Origin of the sequence: Chryseobacterium carnipullorum, from assembly GCF_900142785.1 — a bacterium.
GTDB classification, from domain to species: domain Bacteria; phylum Bacteroidota; class Bacteroidia; order Flavobacteriales; family Weeksellaceae; genus Chryseobacterium; species Chryseobacterium carnipullorum.
The window spans coordinates 70,030-87,780 of sequence record NZ_FRCD01000021.1 but is presented as its reverse complement, the minus strand read 5'-3'; the positions used below and the strand labels follow the sequence as shown (position 1 = coordinate 87,780).

The 17,751-nt window shown below is 36.6% G+C and carries 14 protein-coding genes and 1 tRNA gene; 9 read left to right on the top strand and 6 right to left on the bottom strand.

The features are described from left to right. Positions 1-80 precede the first annotated feature (80 nt). On the top strand, positions 81-371 hold the full coding sequence (locus BUC06_RS20380; RefSeq protein WP_073335978.1) for a hypothetical protein: 291 nt from the start codon (positions 81-83) through the stop codon (positions 369-371). Between the two features lie 402 nt (positions 372-773). Here the strand turns inward: BUC06_RS20380 and BUC06_RS20370 are convergent, their stop codons facing one another. After that, positions 774-1,805 carry a phytase gene (locus BUC06_RS20370; protein WP_073335974.1) on the bottom strand — a complete coding sequence of 344 codons (1,032 nt, stop codon included), beginning with the start codon at positions 1,803-1,805 and terminating at the stop codon, positions 774-776. A gap of 4 nt (positions 1,806-1,809) precedes the next feature. Further along, positions 1,810-4,620, bottom strand: coding sequence for a TonB-dependent receptor (locus BUC06_RS20365; protein WP_073335973.1), 2,811 nt, complete (start codon positions 4,618-4,620; stop codon positions 1,810-1,812). A gap of 380 nt (positions 4,621-5,000) precedes the next feature. On the opposite strand from BUC06_RS20365, the gene BUC06_RS20360 reads away from it, so the two are divergent. The 8 genes from BUC06_RS20360 to BUC06_RS20325 all read left to right on the top strand — a co-directional run bounded on the left by BUC06_RS20360 (position 5,001) and on the right by BUC06_RS20325 (position 14,131). Continuing rightward, entirely contained in the window at positions 5,001-7,787 is a 2,787-nt protein-coding gene (locus BUC06_RS20360; RefSeq protein WP_073335971.1) for a polysaccharide lyase family 8 super-sandwich domain-containing protein, read from the top strand. 121 nt (positions 7,788-7,908) lie between these two features. After that, entirely contained in the window at positions 7,909-8,487 is a 579-nt protein-coding gene (locus BUC06_RS20355) for a hypothetical protein (protein ID WP_073335970.1), read from the top strand. 117 nt (positions 8,488-8,604) lie between these two features. Next, positions 8,605-9,516 (top strand): hypothetical protein, encoded by a 912-nt coding sequence (locus BUC06_RS20350; RefSeq protein ID WP_073335987.1) that lies wholly within the window; start codon positions 8,605-8,607, stop codon positions 9,514-9,516. Then, positions 9,503-10,138, top strand: coding sequence for an ABC transporter ATP-binding protein (locus BUC06_RS20345; protein WP_073335968.1), 636 nt, complete (start codon positions 9,503-9,505; stop codon positions 10,136-10,138). Before BUC06_RS20350 ends, BUC06_RS20345 begins: the two co-directional genes overlap by 14 nt. A 54-nt stretch (positions 10,139-10,192) precedes the next feature. Then, positions 10,193-10,759: a DUF6624 domain-containing protein gene (locus tag BUC06_RS20340; protein WP_073335966.1), complete on the top strand. Its 567-nt coding sequence runs from the start codon at positions 10,193-10,195 to the stop codon at positions 10,757-10,759. Between the two features lie 493 nt (positions 10,760-11,252). Further along, positions 11,253-11,337: transfer RNA gene (locus BUC06_RS20335), tRNA-Ser, on the top strand. A gap of 433 nt (positions 11,338-11,770) precedes the next feature. Further along, complete coding sequence (locus tag BUC06_RS20330) at positions 11,771-12,883, top strand: hypothetical protein (RefSeq protein ID WP_073335964.1); 1,113 nt, start codon at positions 11,771-11,773, stop codon at positions 12,881-12,883. Between the two features lie 453 nt (positions 12,884-13,336). Beyond that, entirely contained in the window at positions 13,337-14,131 is a 795-nt protein-coding gene (locus tag BUC06_RS20325) for a hypothetical protein (RefSeq protein WP_073335962.1), read from the top strand. A gap of 78 nt (positions 14,132-14,209) precedes the next feature. Here BUC06_RS20325 and BUC06_RS24515 read toward each other — a convergent pair whose 3' ends face one another. The 4 genes from BUC06_RS24515 to BUC06_RS20315 all read right to left on the bottom strand — a co-directional run bounded on the left by BUC06_RS24515 (position 14,210) and on the right by BUC06_RS20315 (position 17,739). Beyond that, a complete protein-coding gene (locus tag BUC06_RS24515) occupies positions 14,210-14,356 on the bottom strand; it encodes a bacteriocin-like protein (protein WP_407919893.1) in 147 nt (48 codons plus the stop codon). 27 nt (positions 14,357-14,383) lie between these two features. After that, positions 14,384-14,527 (bottom strand): bacteriocin-like protein, encoded by a 144-nt coding sequence (locus BUC06_RS23925; RefSeq protein ID WP_164466250.1) that lies wholly within the window; start codon positions 14,525-14,527, stop codon positions 14,384-14,386. A 506-nt stretch (positions 14,528-15,033) separates the two neighbouring features. Further along, positions 15,034-16,488 (bottom strand): sigma 54-interacting transcriptional regulator, encoded by a 1,455-nt coding sequence (locus BUC06_RS20320; protein ID WP_073335960.1) that lies wholly within the window; start codon positions 16,486-16,488, stop codon positions 15,034-15,036. Between the two features lie 108 nt (positions 16,489-16,596). Further along, the gene (locus BUC06_RS20315) at positions 16,597-17,739 is read right to left on the bottom strand and encodes a vWA domain-containing protein (RefSeq protein ID WP_073335958.1); all 1,143 of its coding nucleotides are present in this window, start codon (positions 17,737-17,739) and stop codon (positions 16,597-16,599) included. Positions 17,740-17,751: the final 12 nt, after the last annotated feature.

Sequence of the window (17,751 nt, the reverse complement as noted above, 5' to 3'; positions counted from 1 at the left end):
ATCGTTAAATGGACTTAGTCCTTGGCTGTATGCTAAAGAAGTTTTAGTGTATTAGAGTGTATTTTATATTTATTAACTGTTTGAAAAAGGGAAAGTCTTCACAAGAAACTGGTTTTTATAGTTTTAAATGGAGAAATTATATGCCGGATGTCGGGAGATTCTTTAATTTGGATCCGCTCGCAGAAATATATACTCATAATAGTCCTTACGCATTTTCTGAAAACAGAGTTATTGATGCTAGAGAATTGGAGGGTTTAGAAGCTATAGATACTAATGTTCTTGCTCCTAATTCAACACATAAGAGTATTGATAATGATTTAAGTAAGAGGCTGGTAGATATTGTTAAAAATGAAATTAATGAACGAAAATAAGTTAAAAATGAAAAGGTTAACAAAAATAATTTTAATTATTTCAGTAATTTATACAGCATTATTTTTATACTTTCAATATGATTATTTTTTTAAGTTATCTCCAATAGTAGTTTTTTTACTAATAATTAATTTTTATATGATTTATAAATATGATAGTAAAGTGCTAAATTATATTTATAATGTCTTATTAATTGTTTTTTTAATAATTTGTTTCTCTTTTGGAGCTATCTTAAGACAAGATTGGTAGAGATTTGATATTTAAAAGTTTTTTTGCGTCCTGCTTTTGATATCTAATAAAATAAATAAATCGCTGATTTGCAGTGGTTTATTTATTTTATTAAAGTTTTTTCACTTCAGCCATCATCTCAACCTTTTCCTCCCTCAAACGCTCCCATAGAAAAATTATTGAGCAGTTTGCTGAGCCTTTTTTATCCTTTCCTCAATAACCCTCCAGTCATAAAAATGGAAAACCTTCCCATTACTCATGGCGACAAATAACCCTTTGGGAAACTTAGGTCCTAAGTTGACATTCGTCACCTCTGAACCATCACTCTCACTTGTAGATACCGGGATCTCTGCAATTTTGCCTTTGGCCGGATCTTCTCTCAGATACACATTAAACGTATCTTTCTGTTGATTCGAAACCAGAATATAACCAGTTTGAGGAGATGTAGGGTAGATGGAGATGCCTTCTACGTCAGATTTAAAATCACCCCTTCCGAAAACAAGAATTTTCTCATTTCCTTTGGCCGGATCTGCATAATACTGATGCACTCCAAATTGTTCATCAGAGTAATAAATATAGCCAAGTTCATCGTCTACAGCAATACTTTCAATCTCTTTCAATCCGCTGTATTTTCCGAATTTCCGGACCACTTCACCTGTTATTTCCCCCTCTTTTTCAGACAGTTGATACTGCCACAAATAGCCTTCTGCCGGACCGGATTTTCGTCCCACAACAGCATACATTTCACCGGTTGTCGGATTTTTGTACATCGAAATGCCCATAGGACCACGGTCCGTTTCACCGTCAAACACCGTAAAGGCGCCTACTTCTTTCAGATCAGGGAGACTGTACATTTTGACCGTATTTGTTTCCCTTTCCGTAACAGCGGCAATGTCTGTTGGCTTTCCGTTCAGCATAAAACCGTATTCAAGATCTACATTATTCGGGCGTTTTAATCCCGAAACTTTGCGGATGATCTTTCCGTTCAGGTCAAAGGCATAAAGTCCACCGTCCGTATCTTTATCGGTCCCGATCACAATGCTTTTGGAAGCATCTGCCGGATTGATCCATATCGCAGGATCATCCGTGTCATAGACTACCGTTTCGGTAATCACCGAAGGTGTTATTTTTTTTCCTAATGATTGCGTGCTGCAGCTTACCACAAAAGGTAAAACTGAAACAGCCAGTATAAATGGTGTCTTTTTCATGTTTTTAAAAATCAAATTTCACTCCTAAAGTGAACCGGGGTCTGTAATATTCTACCTGGGCAGTTCTGCTCTGGATTCCCTGGTAATAACGTAACGGTTGATTCGTTAAGTTATTGGCTTCTGCAAAAATCCTCAGTTGGCTGGTAATCTTGTACGATGCATTGGCATCAAGGAAAACCTGTTTGTCATAATAACGGTCTTCAAATGCTTTTCCACCCAATTCATCAATATAATGAGAAGCGTAATTCATAGAAACTCTTGCTGAGAAACGCTTGTCTTCCCATGAAAGCGATCCGTTGAACATATGAGGAGCCGCGCCCGGAAGTCCTACATCCGTTCTTTCTATACCGTCTTCATTCGTAATCCCTTTCGCTTTTGACTTCGTATAAGTATAGTTAATATAGACGCCAAGACCTTTCCAGAAAGCTCCCGGAATAAAGTCCAGCTGTCTCTGAAGAGCCACTTCAAAGCCGTAAATGTCTACATTGTCACCATTACGCTGCTGGTTAAATCTCCAGTTATCTGCTCCCGCAGGAATAGGGTTGGACTGTCCTCCAAAATCATTGGCAAAATCATCAGAAGTATAATTTCTTCTCGAATACGTATAAATAAAATCCTTCAGGTTCTTATAAAAAACACCTCCGGAAAGAATACCCACAGACTTAAAATACTTCTCCGCCATAAAATCAAAATTATAAGCATAAGTTGCCTTTAAATCAGGATTTCCTGCCGCGATGGTTTCATCTGCTGAAATAACGTTAAGATAAGGAACCAGTGAATAGTAATTCGGGCGTGCTAAAGCTGTTGTAAAAGCTGCACGAAGAACAAGATCCTGAACCGGAACATATTTAAACGATAGATTCGGAAGGACATTGGTATACGTATTGGTACGGTTGATCTTTCCTGCCAGATCCTCCTCATCCAACACATAATTTCCCGTATAGTCAATTTTTGTTGTTTCAAAACGCGCTCCCACGATCATCGAGAATTTATCACTGAAATCCTGATCCCATCGTATATAGCCGGCATAAATGTTTTCTTTCGCTGTATAATTGCTCGAAAGGAACTCTTCCGGTTTAGATTCACCTTGAAATAAATTCGGATTAAAAAGATCCAGACCGCCCATGTAAGAAGGATTGACGAAAGTTCCCGGCACATAATTCCCGGGCTGGAAATTGTGCCCGTCGAAATGAACGGTCGGAACAGACAGCAGACTTCCCATATCGTGTAAAGGTTCAAAAGCATAATAATCATTGTTTCGCTCCTTTTGCTTTAACCGTACACGAATTCCTGTACGGAGTCTTCCTTTGTGGTTTTCAATCACAGAAAAAGGAAAACGGACATTTATCTTTCCTCCAAATTCCTTTTCCTGGGTAAAACTGTTTGAATCTGAAAGGTCACTGAGTTGATAAACCCCTAGATTATCTGCCGAAAGGGGAGTGATCATTGGCCTTCCCGGATCACTCAGATCTGAAGAGAAATTCATCTTTCCGTTTTCAAACTCTATAATACGTTCGTGAGGTTTCTTTTCGCTTGCCGTAGCATAGTTCATCGACCAGTCAAGATCGACCTTTGAACCCAGAAGATGCTCCCCGCGTACAGCATAATTCTGCACTTTCTGCCTTTCCAGACGCGTATTGTCATTATCAGAATCTCCACCCTTATTCTGTCTCGTAATGCTTCCTTTCCAGCCCGTGATTGCCGTTTCATCATCATTATAAACAGGTTTTACTTTATATCCCAAAGCAAATCTGTTTTCCTTATCCGTTCTGAAATTGTACATTGCTGAAGCATAGATCTTGTTTTTGGAATTAAATTCGTAATCCATATTCAGGTCAAAACTGTGTCTGATCCGGTGTTCATTATAATAACGAACTCCCATTTTACTGATGTAAGCAGTTTGAGCGGCATCGTTAGCAAGGCTCCAGGTAGGCTCTATATTGTCAGAACCAAAATTATTATTGTTATAGGAAAAGCTGAAAACAGCGCCTAGTTTATTGTTTAAAAAACGATTTCCATATACGAATCCGGCGGTATAATTTCCCTTTTCACGAATCGGATTATAGCCTCCGGCTAATGTTGCAGAAATTCTCTGTCCGTTAGGAGAAGCTCTGGTGATCAGATTCACCGAACCCCCGATGGCATCGGCATCCATATCGGGAGTCAGAGTTTTGTTAACCTCGATCGTCGAAATCATATCAGATGGAATAAGATCCATCTGAACATTCCGGTTATCCCCTTCAGCAGAAGGAATCCGGTCTCCGTTTAAGGTTACAGAATTGAGATTGGGAGCCAGACCACGGATGATAAGATTCCTTGCTTCACCCTGGTCATTTTGTATAGTGATTCCCGGGACACGCTTCAATGCATCACCGATATTGGCATCCGGAAAACGCCCGATCTGATCAGCTGAAATTACATTCGTAATATTGGCGTTGTTTTTCTGTTTGTTCAGTGCTCTTGCCTGATTTTTCAATGCAGACCCTCTTACAACGACTTCAGCAATCGTAGTTTCCTTTCTGGTGAACAGAATATTCTGTTTCGTATTTTTTTCAGCTTCCACCGTGACATTGTATTCACGTGTCCCGTAGCCCATATAATCCACTTTCATCGTATAATTTCCGGGAGGAACATTCAGGAAAACAAAATTCCCGTGATCATCAGAGGTCGTATAGATATTTCCCGGTGCAAGAGAAATCTTGGCACCCGGAAGAGACAATTGAGTATCATCATTAATATTTCCTGAAACAGTACCGGTTTGGGCATAGAAAAATAGAGAGGCACAGAATAAAACGGATGTAAAAATTTTCTTCACTTTATTACTTATATTAAATCTGAGCAAAATTAAACGTCTGTTTGGAACACAAACTGAAATTAAGATTATGATTGTTTTAAGGATTTGTTAACAGTTTGAGTGCACAAGTCCCATAATTCAGCTAAACCCTATTAAGAAATCATACCCTCATTGTAAATTTCAAGCATTGAAAAGATCATGGCGGAACCAACTATTACCATAAAAAAATCTACTAAGAAAAATGAGATCAGCAGTATCTATTGAAAAATCTCATTATCTTATAAATATAATTTCATCAGGTGGATTATTACTTATACCAACTTGGGAATGTGATATATAGATTGATTTGAGGGTTTTTTCTAAAGCTAAATAATCCTATCTTTGTGAATAAACTAAAACCTATGTTGAAATCTATTGTATTTACTTTAGTTCTCTTTTGCTTTTCTCAAGCCAATGCGCAGCTTAATGAAGTAAATAATGTAAAAGTCAAATACATCAACTGGCTCACAGATAATACGATCACTACCTACTCAAATCCAAGCGTAAAAGGACTGTACGACCGCTATATCCAGTTTGGCAATACGGCAGAAACCAATGTGGTGAATAATTACAATTTTTCTTCTCCCGGACCTGTATGGAATATGACCAATGGAACAGATCATGGAGCGATGGTAACCTTGGTCAACAATCATTTATTCTATCTGGTGATGTCTTACCATTTAAAAGGTCCTCTCATCAACGGACAGCCTTCGAATCCAAAATACCACAGCACCGCCCTGAAAGACTTGATTTTAAAGGTTTTCAAATATATAAAAGACAAAGGAATCAACAGTACCACTGATTTTAATTTTAGTTTAAATGCATCACAGGAAACGGTTAATATCAATAATTCCGGTTTCGGTCTGCGATGTTTTACCTACGCTGCCTGCGTGCTTTTAATGAAGGAAGAATTAGGGCAGACCGGAGAATTTTCTCACCATATGGGCGTTCTGGGTAATATTACTTCTTTTTTGGATCCGGATAATCCAAACTTTCATTTTACAAACCCAGGTTTTAATACTGATGTAGTAAGAGCATTGATAGAAACCCGCTTATGCTACGTCCTGGGACAGGAAGATGCAGATCCTGATAAATTGGCAAATATGGAGTTTCTTATTGATTTCACCGATAATGCCCTTTTGATTGGAAACGGATGGGCAGATTTTATAAAACCCGACTTTACCACTTATCACCACAGAGGTGCTTATGCCAACAGCTATGGAGGAGATGCCCTTTTTTCCATGGCGATCATGAACTATATTCTTAAAGGTTCTGCCTACGAATTGAAGCCTGTTTCTCAGACTCATCTGAAAAAAGCTTTAATGGCTTATCAGAAATTCAGTGCAGATTTTGAGATGCCACGAGGGCTGGCCGGACGATTTCCTAATTCAACAACCCCTCTGTTAGACTACCGGTATGCGTTTGCCTTATTATATGCAGCAGATCCTGTAGCTAATGCAGATGCAGGGCAGTTTTTTAAAAGAATCTATACGATGCCTCAGTCAGGATTTAGCCGGAACATAAGTGTTAAAAATCCTTTGATGGCAGGACAGATTGCGGTCAATATCAATACGGCACTTACTCCCGATTTTCCTATTACACAAGGACATTTTGGATTTCCTTACGGAGGACTGAATGTCCATAAGTATAATGGTTATCAGATTTCTGTAAAAGGAACCAGCAAACATATCTGGCATTATGAAAACAGTGCATCAGAGAATCGTTTTGGAAGATATACTTCAGCCGGGGCCATGGAAATTTTATCTGCAGGTTCTCCCAAAACACGCCTTTCCAATGGTTTGGGAGTCGCGAATGCGCAGGGTGGACTGACGGATGACGGCTGGGACTGGACGCATATACCGGGTGTTACTGCTGCATTTGTTCCGATGAACGAGCTTACATCAGGAGCCGGCAGGGAATTTAATGGCAGGAATTTCCTTGCTCACGCTTCTCTGGATGACAATGGCGTTTTTGCGATGGATTATAAGGATGTCAATTCTTTCACAGGAATGTCTGCCTTGAAGACCGTATTTTTCTTCAAAGATAAAGTGTTAAGCTTAGGTTCTGATATTAAAGACACCGGAGGAACACGCCCGGTACACACTACTGTTTTCCAGACCGGACTGCCTGATGTTTCTACTGCGACAGTCATCAATGGTACAACTCAGACGGGCTTAAATGTAAATTTTTCACAAAACACTGGCAGTGTATGGGCTACCGATGCAGTAGGGAATGGCTTTGTTATTCCTGCCGGATCCTACACCGGATCGGTGGTGGTCAAAAGAAGCACCCAGCAATCGCGCAACTATTCCAATACAGCAGATACACAGGGAAACTATGCAACAGCTTATATAGATCATGGAACAGCACCTGCTGCGGGCAGATATCGTTATGGAATTCTTCTTCAGGGAGGGACTGCCGGAACACAGGATTTTGCAGATCATCTGGCAGATTATTTCGAAGTTATCCAGCAGAATAGCCAGGCACATGTTGTTAAATTTGTACAGGATCAGATCTATAATTACGTGATTTTTGATGCGGCATCTGTTTTCCAGTCAGATGTCTTAGTTTCTGTGGATAAACCGTCTGTTGTAATGACTCAGAGTAGCAATGCAGGAAATAAGCTTAAAGTGAGCCTTACCAATCCTAATCTTGGGCTTTTGAATGATAATGAGTCGTATACCTATTCACAGATCACGGGAACAGCTTCCCGTCTCTACCGTGTACCTGAGATAAATCCTGTAAAACTGACGCTGGCAGGAAAGTGGAAGCTGGAAAATCCGATAAATCCGATCACAACTGTAATAACAGGAAATAAAACGGAAGTAACTTTTAATACCATCAATGGAATTACGATCCAGACAAGTCTTATTCCGGAAACATTTTTGAGCATTTCGGACCGGGAATCTATAAAAACCAAAGAGTTGTTTAGCGTTTATCCAAATCCGGCTAAAGACCATGTGCATATTGTGCTGAAAAAGAACAACATCGAAAATATTAAAATAGTGAACAGCGCAGGAAATGATATGACTTCAAGGATTGCCGTCGAAAAGAGAATTGGTTCTTTGGATATTAATCTAGGTCATGTTGAAAAGGGAGTTTATATGATATGCATTGATGGGCAATGTAAGAAAGTCATCAAGGAGTAAACTTATTAAGATTGTGTGCTCATAATCGTTGTCATTTCTGAAACAATATTCTCGATGGTAGTGAAAGATGTATTTGCTATTTTTTGTAGTTTAGATGTTGTCAATAACTTAACTCAATTTCATGAAAAATCAACTACTGTTTCTGCCATTATTGCTAGGGATTTTTTCATGCGGTGGACATAAAAATGATTCACTGAAAAAAGAAGATCAGGAAGCGCTGTCTATTGAAGATATACCGAATAAAGATACTGTCTATGATACCATCAAGACCCAGAATATTGATGATAATACGAAGCTGATCATCTACTTGAATGGAGAACTGAAAAAATCAGGTTTTAGTTTTGAGCCAAGAGAAAAACACAGCATCTCTTACAACAACTGTGAGGAAAACAGCATAAAGATCATCGCAGGAGACGGAATCAGAGAATACTTTGCAAGAAGTAATAAACCGGAAAAGGGAACTAAGGATTTTTATCCGGATTTCGTGATCCGGGTATATGAATTTAATTCTGAGATAGAGGCTGAAAGAAATTTTAAGAAACTCAGCGAAGCACTGTATTCAAAGGGAAAACATTGTAATGGAAAAGCTCCCGGAAATCTTGTAATAAATGGCAGGGAAGTGTACGATCTTTCAACCCGTGCAGAAATGTTCAGATCCTATATTGAAAAGTATAGCAAAATAATAAGAAACTATCATTAAGTCTTATTTTATCTTTCCAGTTTGTGTTTTTTAATGAAATAATCTCATGAAGTCGCCATATTTGAATTTTTTTTGGCAATTTTATGCATTCAAATCTACAGAGAATACAATAATCCTTTGAAAAAGCTATTTAACCATTTAAAATTCAGATTTTACCAGATATTCAGAATCTTTAACCTTGATATGAGGATAAGTTTACCTTTTCTGCTCGTATTTGTGGTTTTAATGACTGTAAAACTACCTTCATATCATTATTATCCGGCTCTTTTTTTTATGGCAGCACTGGTGTTTCATTGCAGCAGAAAAGATATTCCTTTTTTGAAGAAAGTATTTGAAAAAAGCTGGCGAGCAGTTATCGTACTGGAATCGGCACTTATTTATACGGTTCTATTATTGGGAAATATTCATTATAAGGTAGAGGAAGCGGGTCTGTGCTTCTATATTCTCATTGTATTATTTGCATTTTTTTTTCCGAAAACCAAAATTGATCCTGCCCTGAAATGGAATTTCATACCGGATGATTTATTTGAGTGGAAAACTTTTCTGAGAAAGAATACATGGGTTTCAGTAATGGGATATGGTATCGTTCTGATGTCATCGTATCATCCCGGATTTCTGATTGTTGTTGGGCTTTTTCTGATAGACTTTATTTCAGACATCTATGAGCCTTATGAAAGCAAAGAGATGCTTGAAATGTACTTTAAAAAACTAAGTTTGCAGGAAAAGCTCAGAAAAAATGCTTTGTTTTTCAATGCTTTGCTGCTGCCTGTTGATGTTCTATTTCTTATCATCAATCCGTACGATAGTCTTTATTTGCTGTATTATTCTACATTCATGAATCTGTATTTTCTCCTGATCATTACCAGAAAATATAAGCTTTACCATTATAAAGAAAAAAGAAGCTATTACAATATCAGCGTGTATCTTGAGTATATTTTCTATAGCATAACGGTAATTCCTGCCTTGTTTGTTTTAAAAAATCAGTTGAAAAATGCAAAAAAAAATATAAGAACCTATGTTGGAGATTAAAAATTTGCAGGTTGAGTTCAGGAACCAGAAAGTGCTTAATGGCGTGGATCTGTCGTTGAAACAAGGAAGCATCATCGGAATTCTTGGAAAGAACGGGGCCGGAAAAACGACGTTATTCGATACCTTATATCAGAATAATTCATTCTCAGGAAATATTAACTGGCAAGGAAAATCCTTAAAACGAAGCTTGGTTTCTTATCTCGAAACTGAAAATTATTTTTATCCCTACATCACAGGACAGGAGTATTTATCTTATTTTTCAGGTCAAAATGAAAGTGATGTTAAAGAAGTTACGGAGAAATTCAATCTTCCCCTCGAAAAATATGTACAGTATTATTCCAGTGGAATGAAGAAAAAACTGGCCCTGATTGGGATGCTGATGTTGGATAAACCAGTGAATATCCTTGATGAGCCGTTTAACGGAGTAGATTTTGAGGGCGTTCATATTCTCTACGATATTATTAAGCAACTTAAATCAGAAAATAAAGTAGTGATCATCAGTTCACACATCATTGAGACCCTATTTCATACCTGCGATAAAATAGCGGTGCTGAAGAACGGAAGAATTGAAAAAATATATGAAAAGGAGGAATTCAATGGATTGAATACATTAAAGTTCTAATTTTTTCTCATCGTAATTTTTTTGGGTAGTATCAATTATTGAATTTAAAAAGAGATGAACCATACATTTTCAAAAGAATTAATAGAACTGGCCAAAAAAGACCTTTCCGTCAGAGATAGGCTGTTGTCAGAGGGGCTGCTTTCCGGAGGTTATCATCCTGAAATGGAAATGATCCACAGAAAGAATGCGGAACGGCTTCGGGAAATCATTAAGGAAACCGGATTTCCAACAGTTTCAATGGTAGGGGCGGAAGGCAGTAACGCAGCATGGCTCATTATTCAACATTCGATTGGCGAACCTGAATTTATGAAAAAGTGCTATAAGATGATGATTGAATACAGCAATGATATCAATCCCTCAAATATAGCCTATCTGTACGACAGAATCCAGGTTTTCCAGAGCAAACCGCAACGGTATGGAACACAGTTGACATCGGAAGGCATTCCTTATCCTGTAGAAAACAAAACATATCTTAATGAAGAACGCTTAAAAATGAATCTAAAGCCTCTTTCCTGGGAAGACATCAATAGGATTTCCGGTGTGGAAAGTATTTCTGAAATCGATGGGAAAGATGAGGATTATAACGCATGGAGAGTTAAAACAGGATGGTTTTCTGTTTAATCAGGTATGCGACAGGGTAGGAATCATCAATTTTTGTTTTTCAAAAAGATCTTTGTCCGTAGAAAATCATATAACTACTTCAGTGCAGGAAATATCATTAAAAGCAGCCATCCGAATTTTGAATAAAATCAATGAGCATATTTCGAAAAAAGAATTTCATCAACATAAACAGAATGGGAAATGGGAGTAAAGATATTAATGGAAGCTTTCAGGCAGGGAAGGTTGGGAATATTTCTTATGTTTTTTAAGTTTCACGAAAGTAATGATAAAAAATTTGAAAGTTTCTACATCAGTCAGGTATAAAAGCTTTGTCTTCGAATCTTATTCTGTATCAGAATATTGCATGTGCTATTTGTAAAGATGAAATTTAAAAAAATACAGAACCCTGGCTCACCAATTTATTTTTTTTGTATAAAGACTAAAAAATATTTTGTCAGTTTTAAAAAACGTTATATATTTGCACCACTGAAAACAACGGTATAACCGTCATTCAGGAGAGATGGCAGAGTGGTCGATTGCGATAGTCTTGAAAACTATTGACTGTAACAGGTCCGGGGGTTCGAATCCCTCTCTCTCCGCAAAAAGCCTTAGAATATTTATTCTAAGGCTTTCTTATTTCTGAATCATACGTACTTTTCTGGCAGTGTTACAATTATCATCTGGTAATTCGTTTAACGCTCATATGGTCTTAATTACCCTTAATTTCATTTTGAGAGAAAAAGATAGGTAACTAACTTATTTTCCATTTTACCTAAAACTAATATTATTCGGTTTTTTGATTGTCTGTCAATTCGTGTGTTTTTATATTTTTTACTAATAATATTTTATTTTAGTGATTTTTTTTCTTTAAAATGAGGATTTAGTTTATAAATAATTATATTAGCGGCTAATTTAACGAAATATAGATATAGATATTTTTTTACGAAATTCTTATGTATTTAGTTTCGTGAAAAAGAATGATAGACGTCATTTTGTATCATCACAAACCGAAAAATATTAATAAAAACATCCATGAATTCACCCGAAGTAATCAGTAAAACAAAATGGTTTTCTAAATTTTCATTATCTTTTTTAGCAATTGTTGGTGCTATAAATACTGCTCTTTTTATAATTTTACCTCTTTTACCTTATAAAATTTCACAGTTTATATTTCCCATAGGATTTTCCACCTTAGGATTGGCAATACTATTCTCATTTGGTTTTTCTTTTTATTGGCACAAAAAAGAAAATAACGGAACCTTTAATTCTCTAAAATGTATTTCCTGGCTTTCAACACTGTTGCGGTACTGGATTGCATTTTTACTATTGGATTTTGGCTTTCAAAAAATATTTGAAGTTAATTTTAATTATTCATATCATATCAATGATTCTTTAACAAGCGCATTAACGGGTCCGGAATTAACCTGGAAATATTATGGGTTTTCTTACGGACTTGCTGTGATTTTGGCCTTTTTCCAAATCATCGGGAGCGTTCTTTTGTTATTCAAACGTACAACTTTACTAGGTGTTGTAATACTTTTACCCGTAATGCTGAATATTGTTTTGATTAATGTTTTTTATCGTATCGGACCCATTACATTATTGACATCGATCCTGATCATATTAGGCTTAGTTAATCTGTTTTTACAGCAAAAAGTTAATATCATAAGCTTCTTTGATCAACACAAAAATAGACTACCCTCTGTAGGTAATAATTTTTTCCGCTCAATCGCTCGTGTTTTATGTATTCTGATTCCTTTATTGTTTGTTATTTACTATAATTATGACGTTCACCTTTCAAAAAAGTTTTTTGGAAAATGGAAAGTTACATCGATGACACGTAATGGAAAATTGGTTAAAGAAAATCAATGGCAGCAAGATACTTTGGCCTGGAAAACAATTTATATTGAAGAAAGAGGAAAAATGTATTATTGCCCCAATCCATATATGTATGTGGATAGTACTTCACTATTTATGAAATATCATCACGATGATAAAGGGCAGAATTTCAAGGTGATATCTTACGAAAGGAATCCGAGGAAACCTGATACAATTCCTGTTCAGATAAATAATTTTAGAAATAAATCAATGCAATGGAAAATGATTTTATACAAAGACACTATTCAAATGGAATTAAAGAAATAAAATCTTTAATAATACCAAACCTGATCGTCGTTTGATGAGAGCTCCATAGTCTTGAAAAAAGGTCTGGGGATGTAGATCCCTCTCTCCGTCAATACCTGGAATGACTTTTATAAATGTAGAAAAGCTTTTAAAGCCTGCAAATTTAAAAATTTGCAGGCTTTACTTTTTCTCATCTCTATGATTTTCATTCATTTTTTTAGATCACATCTTACACAAAGGGGGTATTGATAATTGAAATAAGACTGAATACATTTGATTCATAAAAGAAAAGAAATATTTTTTGAATCATAAAACTTACTATATATTATTTTCTTTCAAATTAAATTTAAAGACGACAGTTTGTTGTATAAATTATATTAGAGCAAAGTCGATGTTTGGATATAGATCGGAATTTCAACTCCAATCTTCTTATAATCAAATAGATAATAATTATTAACCATAAAAATTTATATCATGTCAGATAATCAATTGATCAAAGGTTTTACAGGGGCATTTACCTGGGAAAATGTCGGACAGCAAATAGCCAACGGGCTGATCTCCGGTGGTGCTAGTTTCGCGATGGGAATTCTGTTAGATGGTCTTTTTGCCAAAAAAGAGAATATGGGGGATATGTTTCAGAAATTTGCAGACCAGATTGTTGAAAGACTTTCAGTAAAAATGCGGGAGATCGTAGATACTGCATTCTTCAAAGACAATATGCAGGAACTTATTAACCGTTCCAGATCATTGGAAACTCAGTATAGGGCATATCTTCTTGTTGAAGAACAAAATTTACTGGATGATATGGAAGAAGATTCATTTGAAATCAATCAAAAAGCAATGTCTTTACAGATGCCCGCCATTGGTATTTTTTGCATTCAAAAGGTTATACAGATTGCCATATTTGAAGAAAAAAAGAAATTCAACTCTAAATATCAGCAGCTGATCGAAGTTGAAATCAATGATGCGGATAAATATATTCAGGATATGCATAGGTTAGCTATTCATAAAATTGATTCCGCATTTGTCTATGACCATAGAACCCAATACGGGATGGATGGTGAGATGGAAGCCAGTTGGGGGAACGTGTATTATGAAGGAAAGCTATTGGGTGTAGTAGACAAATTGGGGAAAAATGGGAATCCATTAGATTCTGATGGCAAAAGTTTAGGCACCTACAAGTTTGAAAAATATCAACAACTTGAAAAAGATATCATAAATCCGGCCAGGCTAATTATTAACAAACTGAAGGAAAATATAGTAAAATAGTCATATTATGATAAACAAAAACCTTAGAATAAATTGTCTAAGGTTCTTTTATTTTCAAATAGAATGGATTGGTATTTTTTAGCTTAATACCTCACATGCGACAATGCAAATCACCCACGGACATCTTTTTATTCCCGGTGGTGGGCAGCATGCTTCGGAGCAACTCAACGCTCCACCATTAATACTCTTCAACTGATCTCTTGAAATTTTCTTATAATTTTTCATAATAAAGTAATTAGGTTAAAATTAAATTTAAGGCTGGTTTCCGCCACCACATCCGTCGTATGGCATGCATTGCCATTTTCCGCTGATCAGGCACAGCTGGCCACCCGGACAGTTGATGCCTCCTTTTATTGCTTTCATTTCCTGTCTTTCGACTTTCTTTAAATTTTTCATATGAATAGGTTTGGTTCTGTTCGAAATTAATAAATTTTTCTCAACTAAAGGAAATAATTCTTAATAAATTTATTTTTAATGATTGGGCTTATGTCATCATAAAAGTTGATAATGCGTTTCAGGAAAGTATTTTGGCTGATTAATTATTCAATAGGAGACCGGTAGAATTATTGATTGAAAAAGTATAAACGACACTCAAAACCATAATCAATTGATTTGTTTTTTTGTGTAATATTGAATGAGATGACCAATTATGTATTTTAATTATCGATTTTCCATATGGTATCATACAGTCTGTTTTACAGTCACTTTATCCACCATAAATTTCATTTCGGTCAGGTGATTTTCTTTGTCAAAGGCCATATCAACTGTTTATTTTTTGTATAAAATTACGTAAAGATTCAATATTGATTTAAAAATACCATTTCGTCTGGTATTTATATAAGAAAGAGGGCTGAAAAATAGCCCTCTTTTATTGTTTAGTAATGAGTATCTGAGAATATAGGTTAGTTCCGTAAAAACTGACCAATATCTGCAGAATCAAAAGTAAAAGCAGATTGGTTTTCAGATTTATCTAGTTTTTTACTGATGGTCAGCGCCCATAAAACCAGTTCTTTACAGAAGTTCTGATCTTCCACGCTTAATTCTGAAGCATTTTCCTCAACCACGGTTACCAATGGGGTAATGCTGTTGAGTTTAGCATAGAATTCTTCATCTGTATCAGAATAGTTCAGTTCCAGATGGTTTTTATTAAACCATTTGATCAAGTCGGTGTACGGTGTTTTTATCCCTTCTTTTTCCAGTTTGGATATCCTTGGGAATATACTTTCAAACTGGATCATAACTGCCTGGTCAATTAATATTTTCGCGACATAATCTGCGCCTTCCTGCTCACCTTCATACACCAATTCAATTTTTCCTGTAATTGATGGGATAATCGACATAAAATCCAGCAGACGAACCGTTGTTTTTTCAGCATCTGACTCTATCAAACGGAGTTTTGCCGCTGCAACAAGATTTTCCATAGCGCTGATGGTAAGACGTGCACTTACGCCACTTTTGGCATCTACATATTCACTGTCACGGGCAGCAAAAGCCACTTCTTCTAAAAGATCCTTTGCCAAACCGGGAATTTGTATCTGTGACAGATCTTCAGATGAGATCATCGCTTCCTGTTCTGTAATCTGTCTTGCCAGAGCAATGGTTGGTGGATAGTGGGTAAAAATTTGTGATCCGATTCTGTCTTTCAGCGGGGTCACAATACTTCCTCTGTTGGTATAATCTTCCGGATTGGCTGTGAACACAAACTGAATGTCAAGAGGCATTCTCAACTGAAATCCGCGAATCTGAATATCACCTTCCTGCAGAATATTGAATAGGGAAACCTGAATTCGGGCCTGTAAATCCGGAAGTTCATTCAGGACAAAGATAGAACGGTTGGCACGCGGAATCATCCCGTAATGTAAAACACGCTCGTCAGAATAAGGAAGTTTTAATGTCGCTGCTTTGATCGGGTCTATATCGCCAATTAAATCCGCAACATTCACATCCGGTGTAGCCAGTTTTTCAAAGAAACGGTTCGAGCGGTGTACCCACGAAATCGGAGTTTCATCACCAATTTCCTCAATAAGATCTCTCGCATATTTTGAAATAGGCTGAAAGGGACTGTCATTAATTTCAGATCCTTTTACAATCGGCATGTATTCATCTAGAAGGTTCACCATACTTCTCGCAATTCTGGTTTTGGCCTGACCGCGTAATCCTAAAAGGTTGATATGATGACCGGCAAGAATCGCTTTTTTTAATTGAGGGATGACCGTGTCTTCATATCCCCAAAGCCCTTCAAATACAGGCTCTTTAGCCTTAATCCGGGCAATCAGGTTCGCCTGGATTTCCTGGTTAATGGTTTTGTCGGTATAGCCGGATTTCTTTAATTCTTTAAATGTAATATCGTTTTTCATTTTCTTTTTAAGTACTAATAATTATCTGATGGACTATTGATAAATCTCAAATTTAAAGTCTGTTATCTATTATCTATTATCTGACGTCTTTTATCTGACATCTGAAATCTATATCCTCTTTATTCTGTTTTTCTCGTAATCTTCAAAAATCATTTGCCCTAAGCCGGAAAGTCCTGTTAAAAAGGCTTTTCCTTTATTCTGAGCCGTAAAAGCTTCCACAAATTTACGCAGATAAGGATCCTGGGCGATCATAAAGGTTGTGATGGGGATTTTAAGTTTTCGGGCTTGTGCTGCTCTGTTGAGACACTGCGAAACGATCATTTCATCCAGGCCATTACTGTTCATGTAAAATTCTCCGGTAGGAAGTTGAATACAGCTTGGTTTTCCATCCGTAATCATAAAGATCTGTTTGTTGGTATTTCTTTTTCTGCGGAGAATATCCATTGCCAGTTCTAATCCGGCAACCGTATTGGTATGATAAGGCCCGACTTTTAAATAGGGGAGATCTTTAATTTTTATCGGCCAGGCTTCATTTCCAAAGACAATAATATCGATAGAATCTTTAGGATATTTCCTGTTAATTAATTCTACCAGCGCCATGGCTACTTTTTTGGCGGGAGTGATCCGGTCTTCGCCATATAAAACCATAGAGTGGCTGATGTCAATCATCAGGACGGTGCTCATTTGGGCTTTATGTTTGGTTTCCTCTACAATAAGGTCATCCTCCGTTAGTCGCAAATCAGAAATTCCATTATTGATCTGTGCATTCTTCAGGCTTTCTGTCATATTTACGGTGGACAGATCATCTCCATACTGAAAAGAACGGTTTTCACCATCACGCTCATCACCAACGCCCGTTTTTGTGGTTCGATGATTTCCCATGCCGCTTTTTTTCAGTTTTCCAAAAATCTGATCCAATGCATATTCACGTAAAGCTGCCTCCAGTTTAGCCGTTAATACATTTTTGCCTTTCCCCGCTCCTGAATTACCTTCTTTAGGATCGTCTTCTTCCTTGATATATCCTCTTTTTTTCAGGTCTTCCTCAAAATCCTGAAGCGAATATTCATCGCTGAAAATATCATATTCTTTATCGAGCATATCAAGCCATTCAAAGGCTTCCTCAATATCACCGGAAGTATGGGTAAGCAAATCTTTGAAAACATCAAAGACCCGGTCAAAATGAGAAATATCTTCCGGAATGTGTTTACTGAACGTAAATCCTTTTTGAATATTAAAATCTTTATTCTTCATAAGATGCTGCTG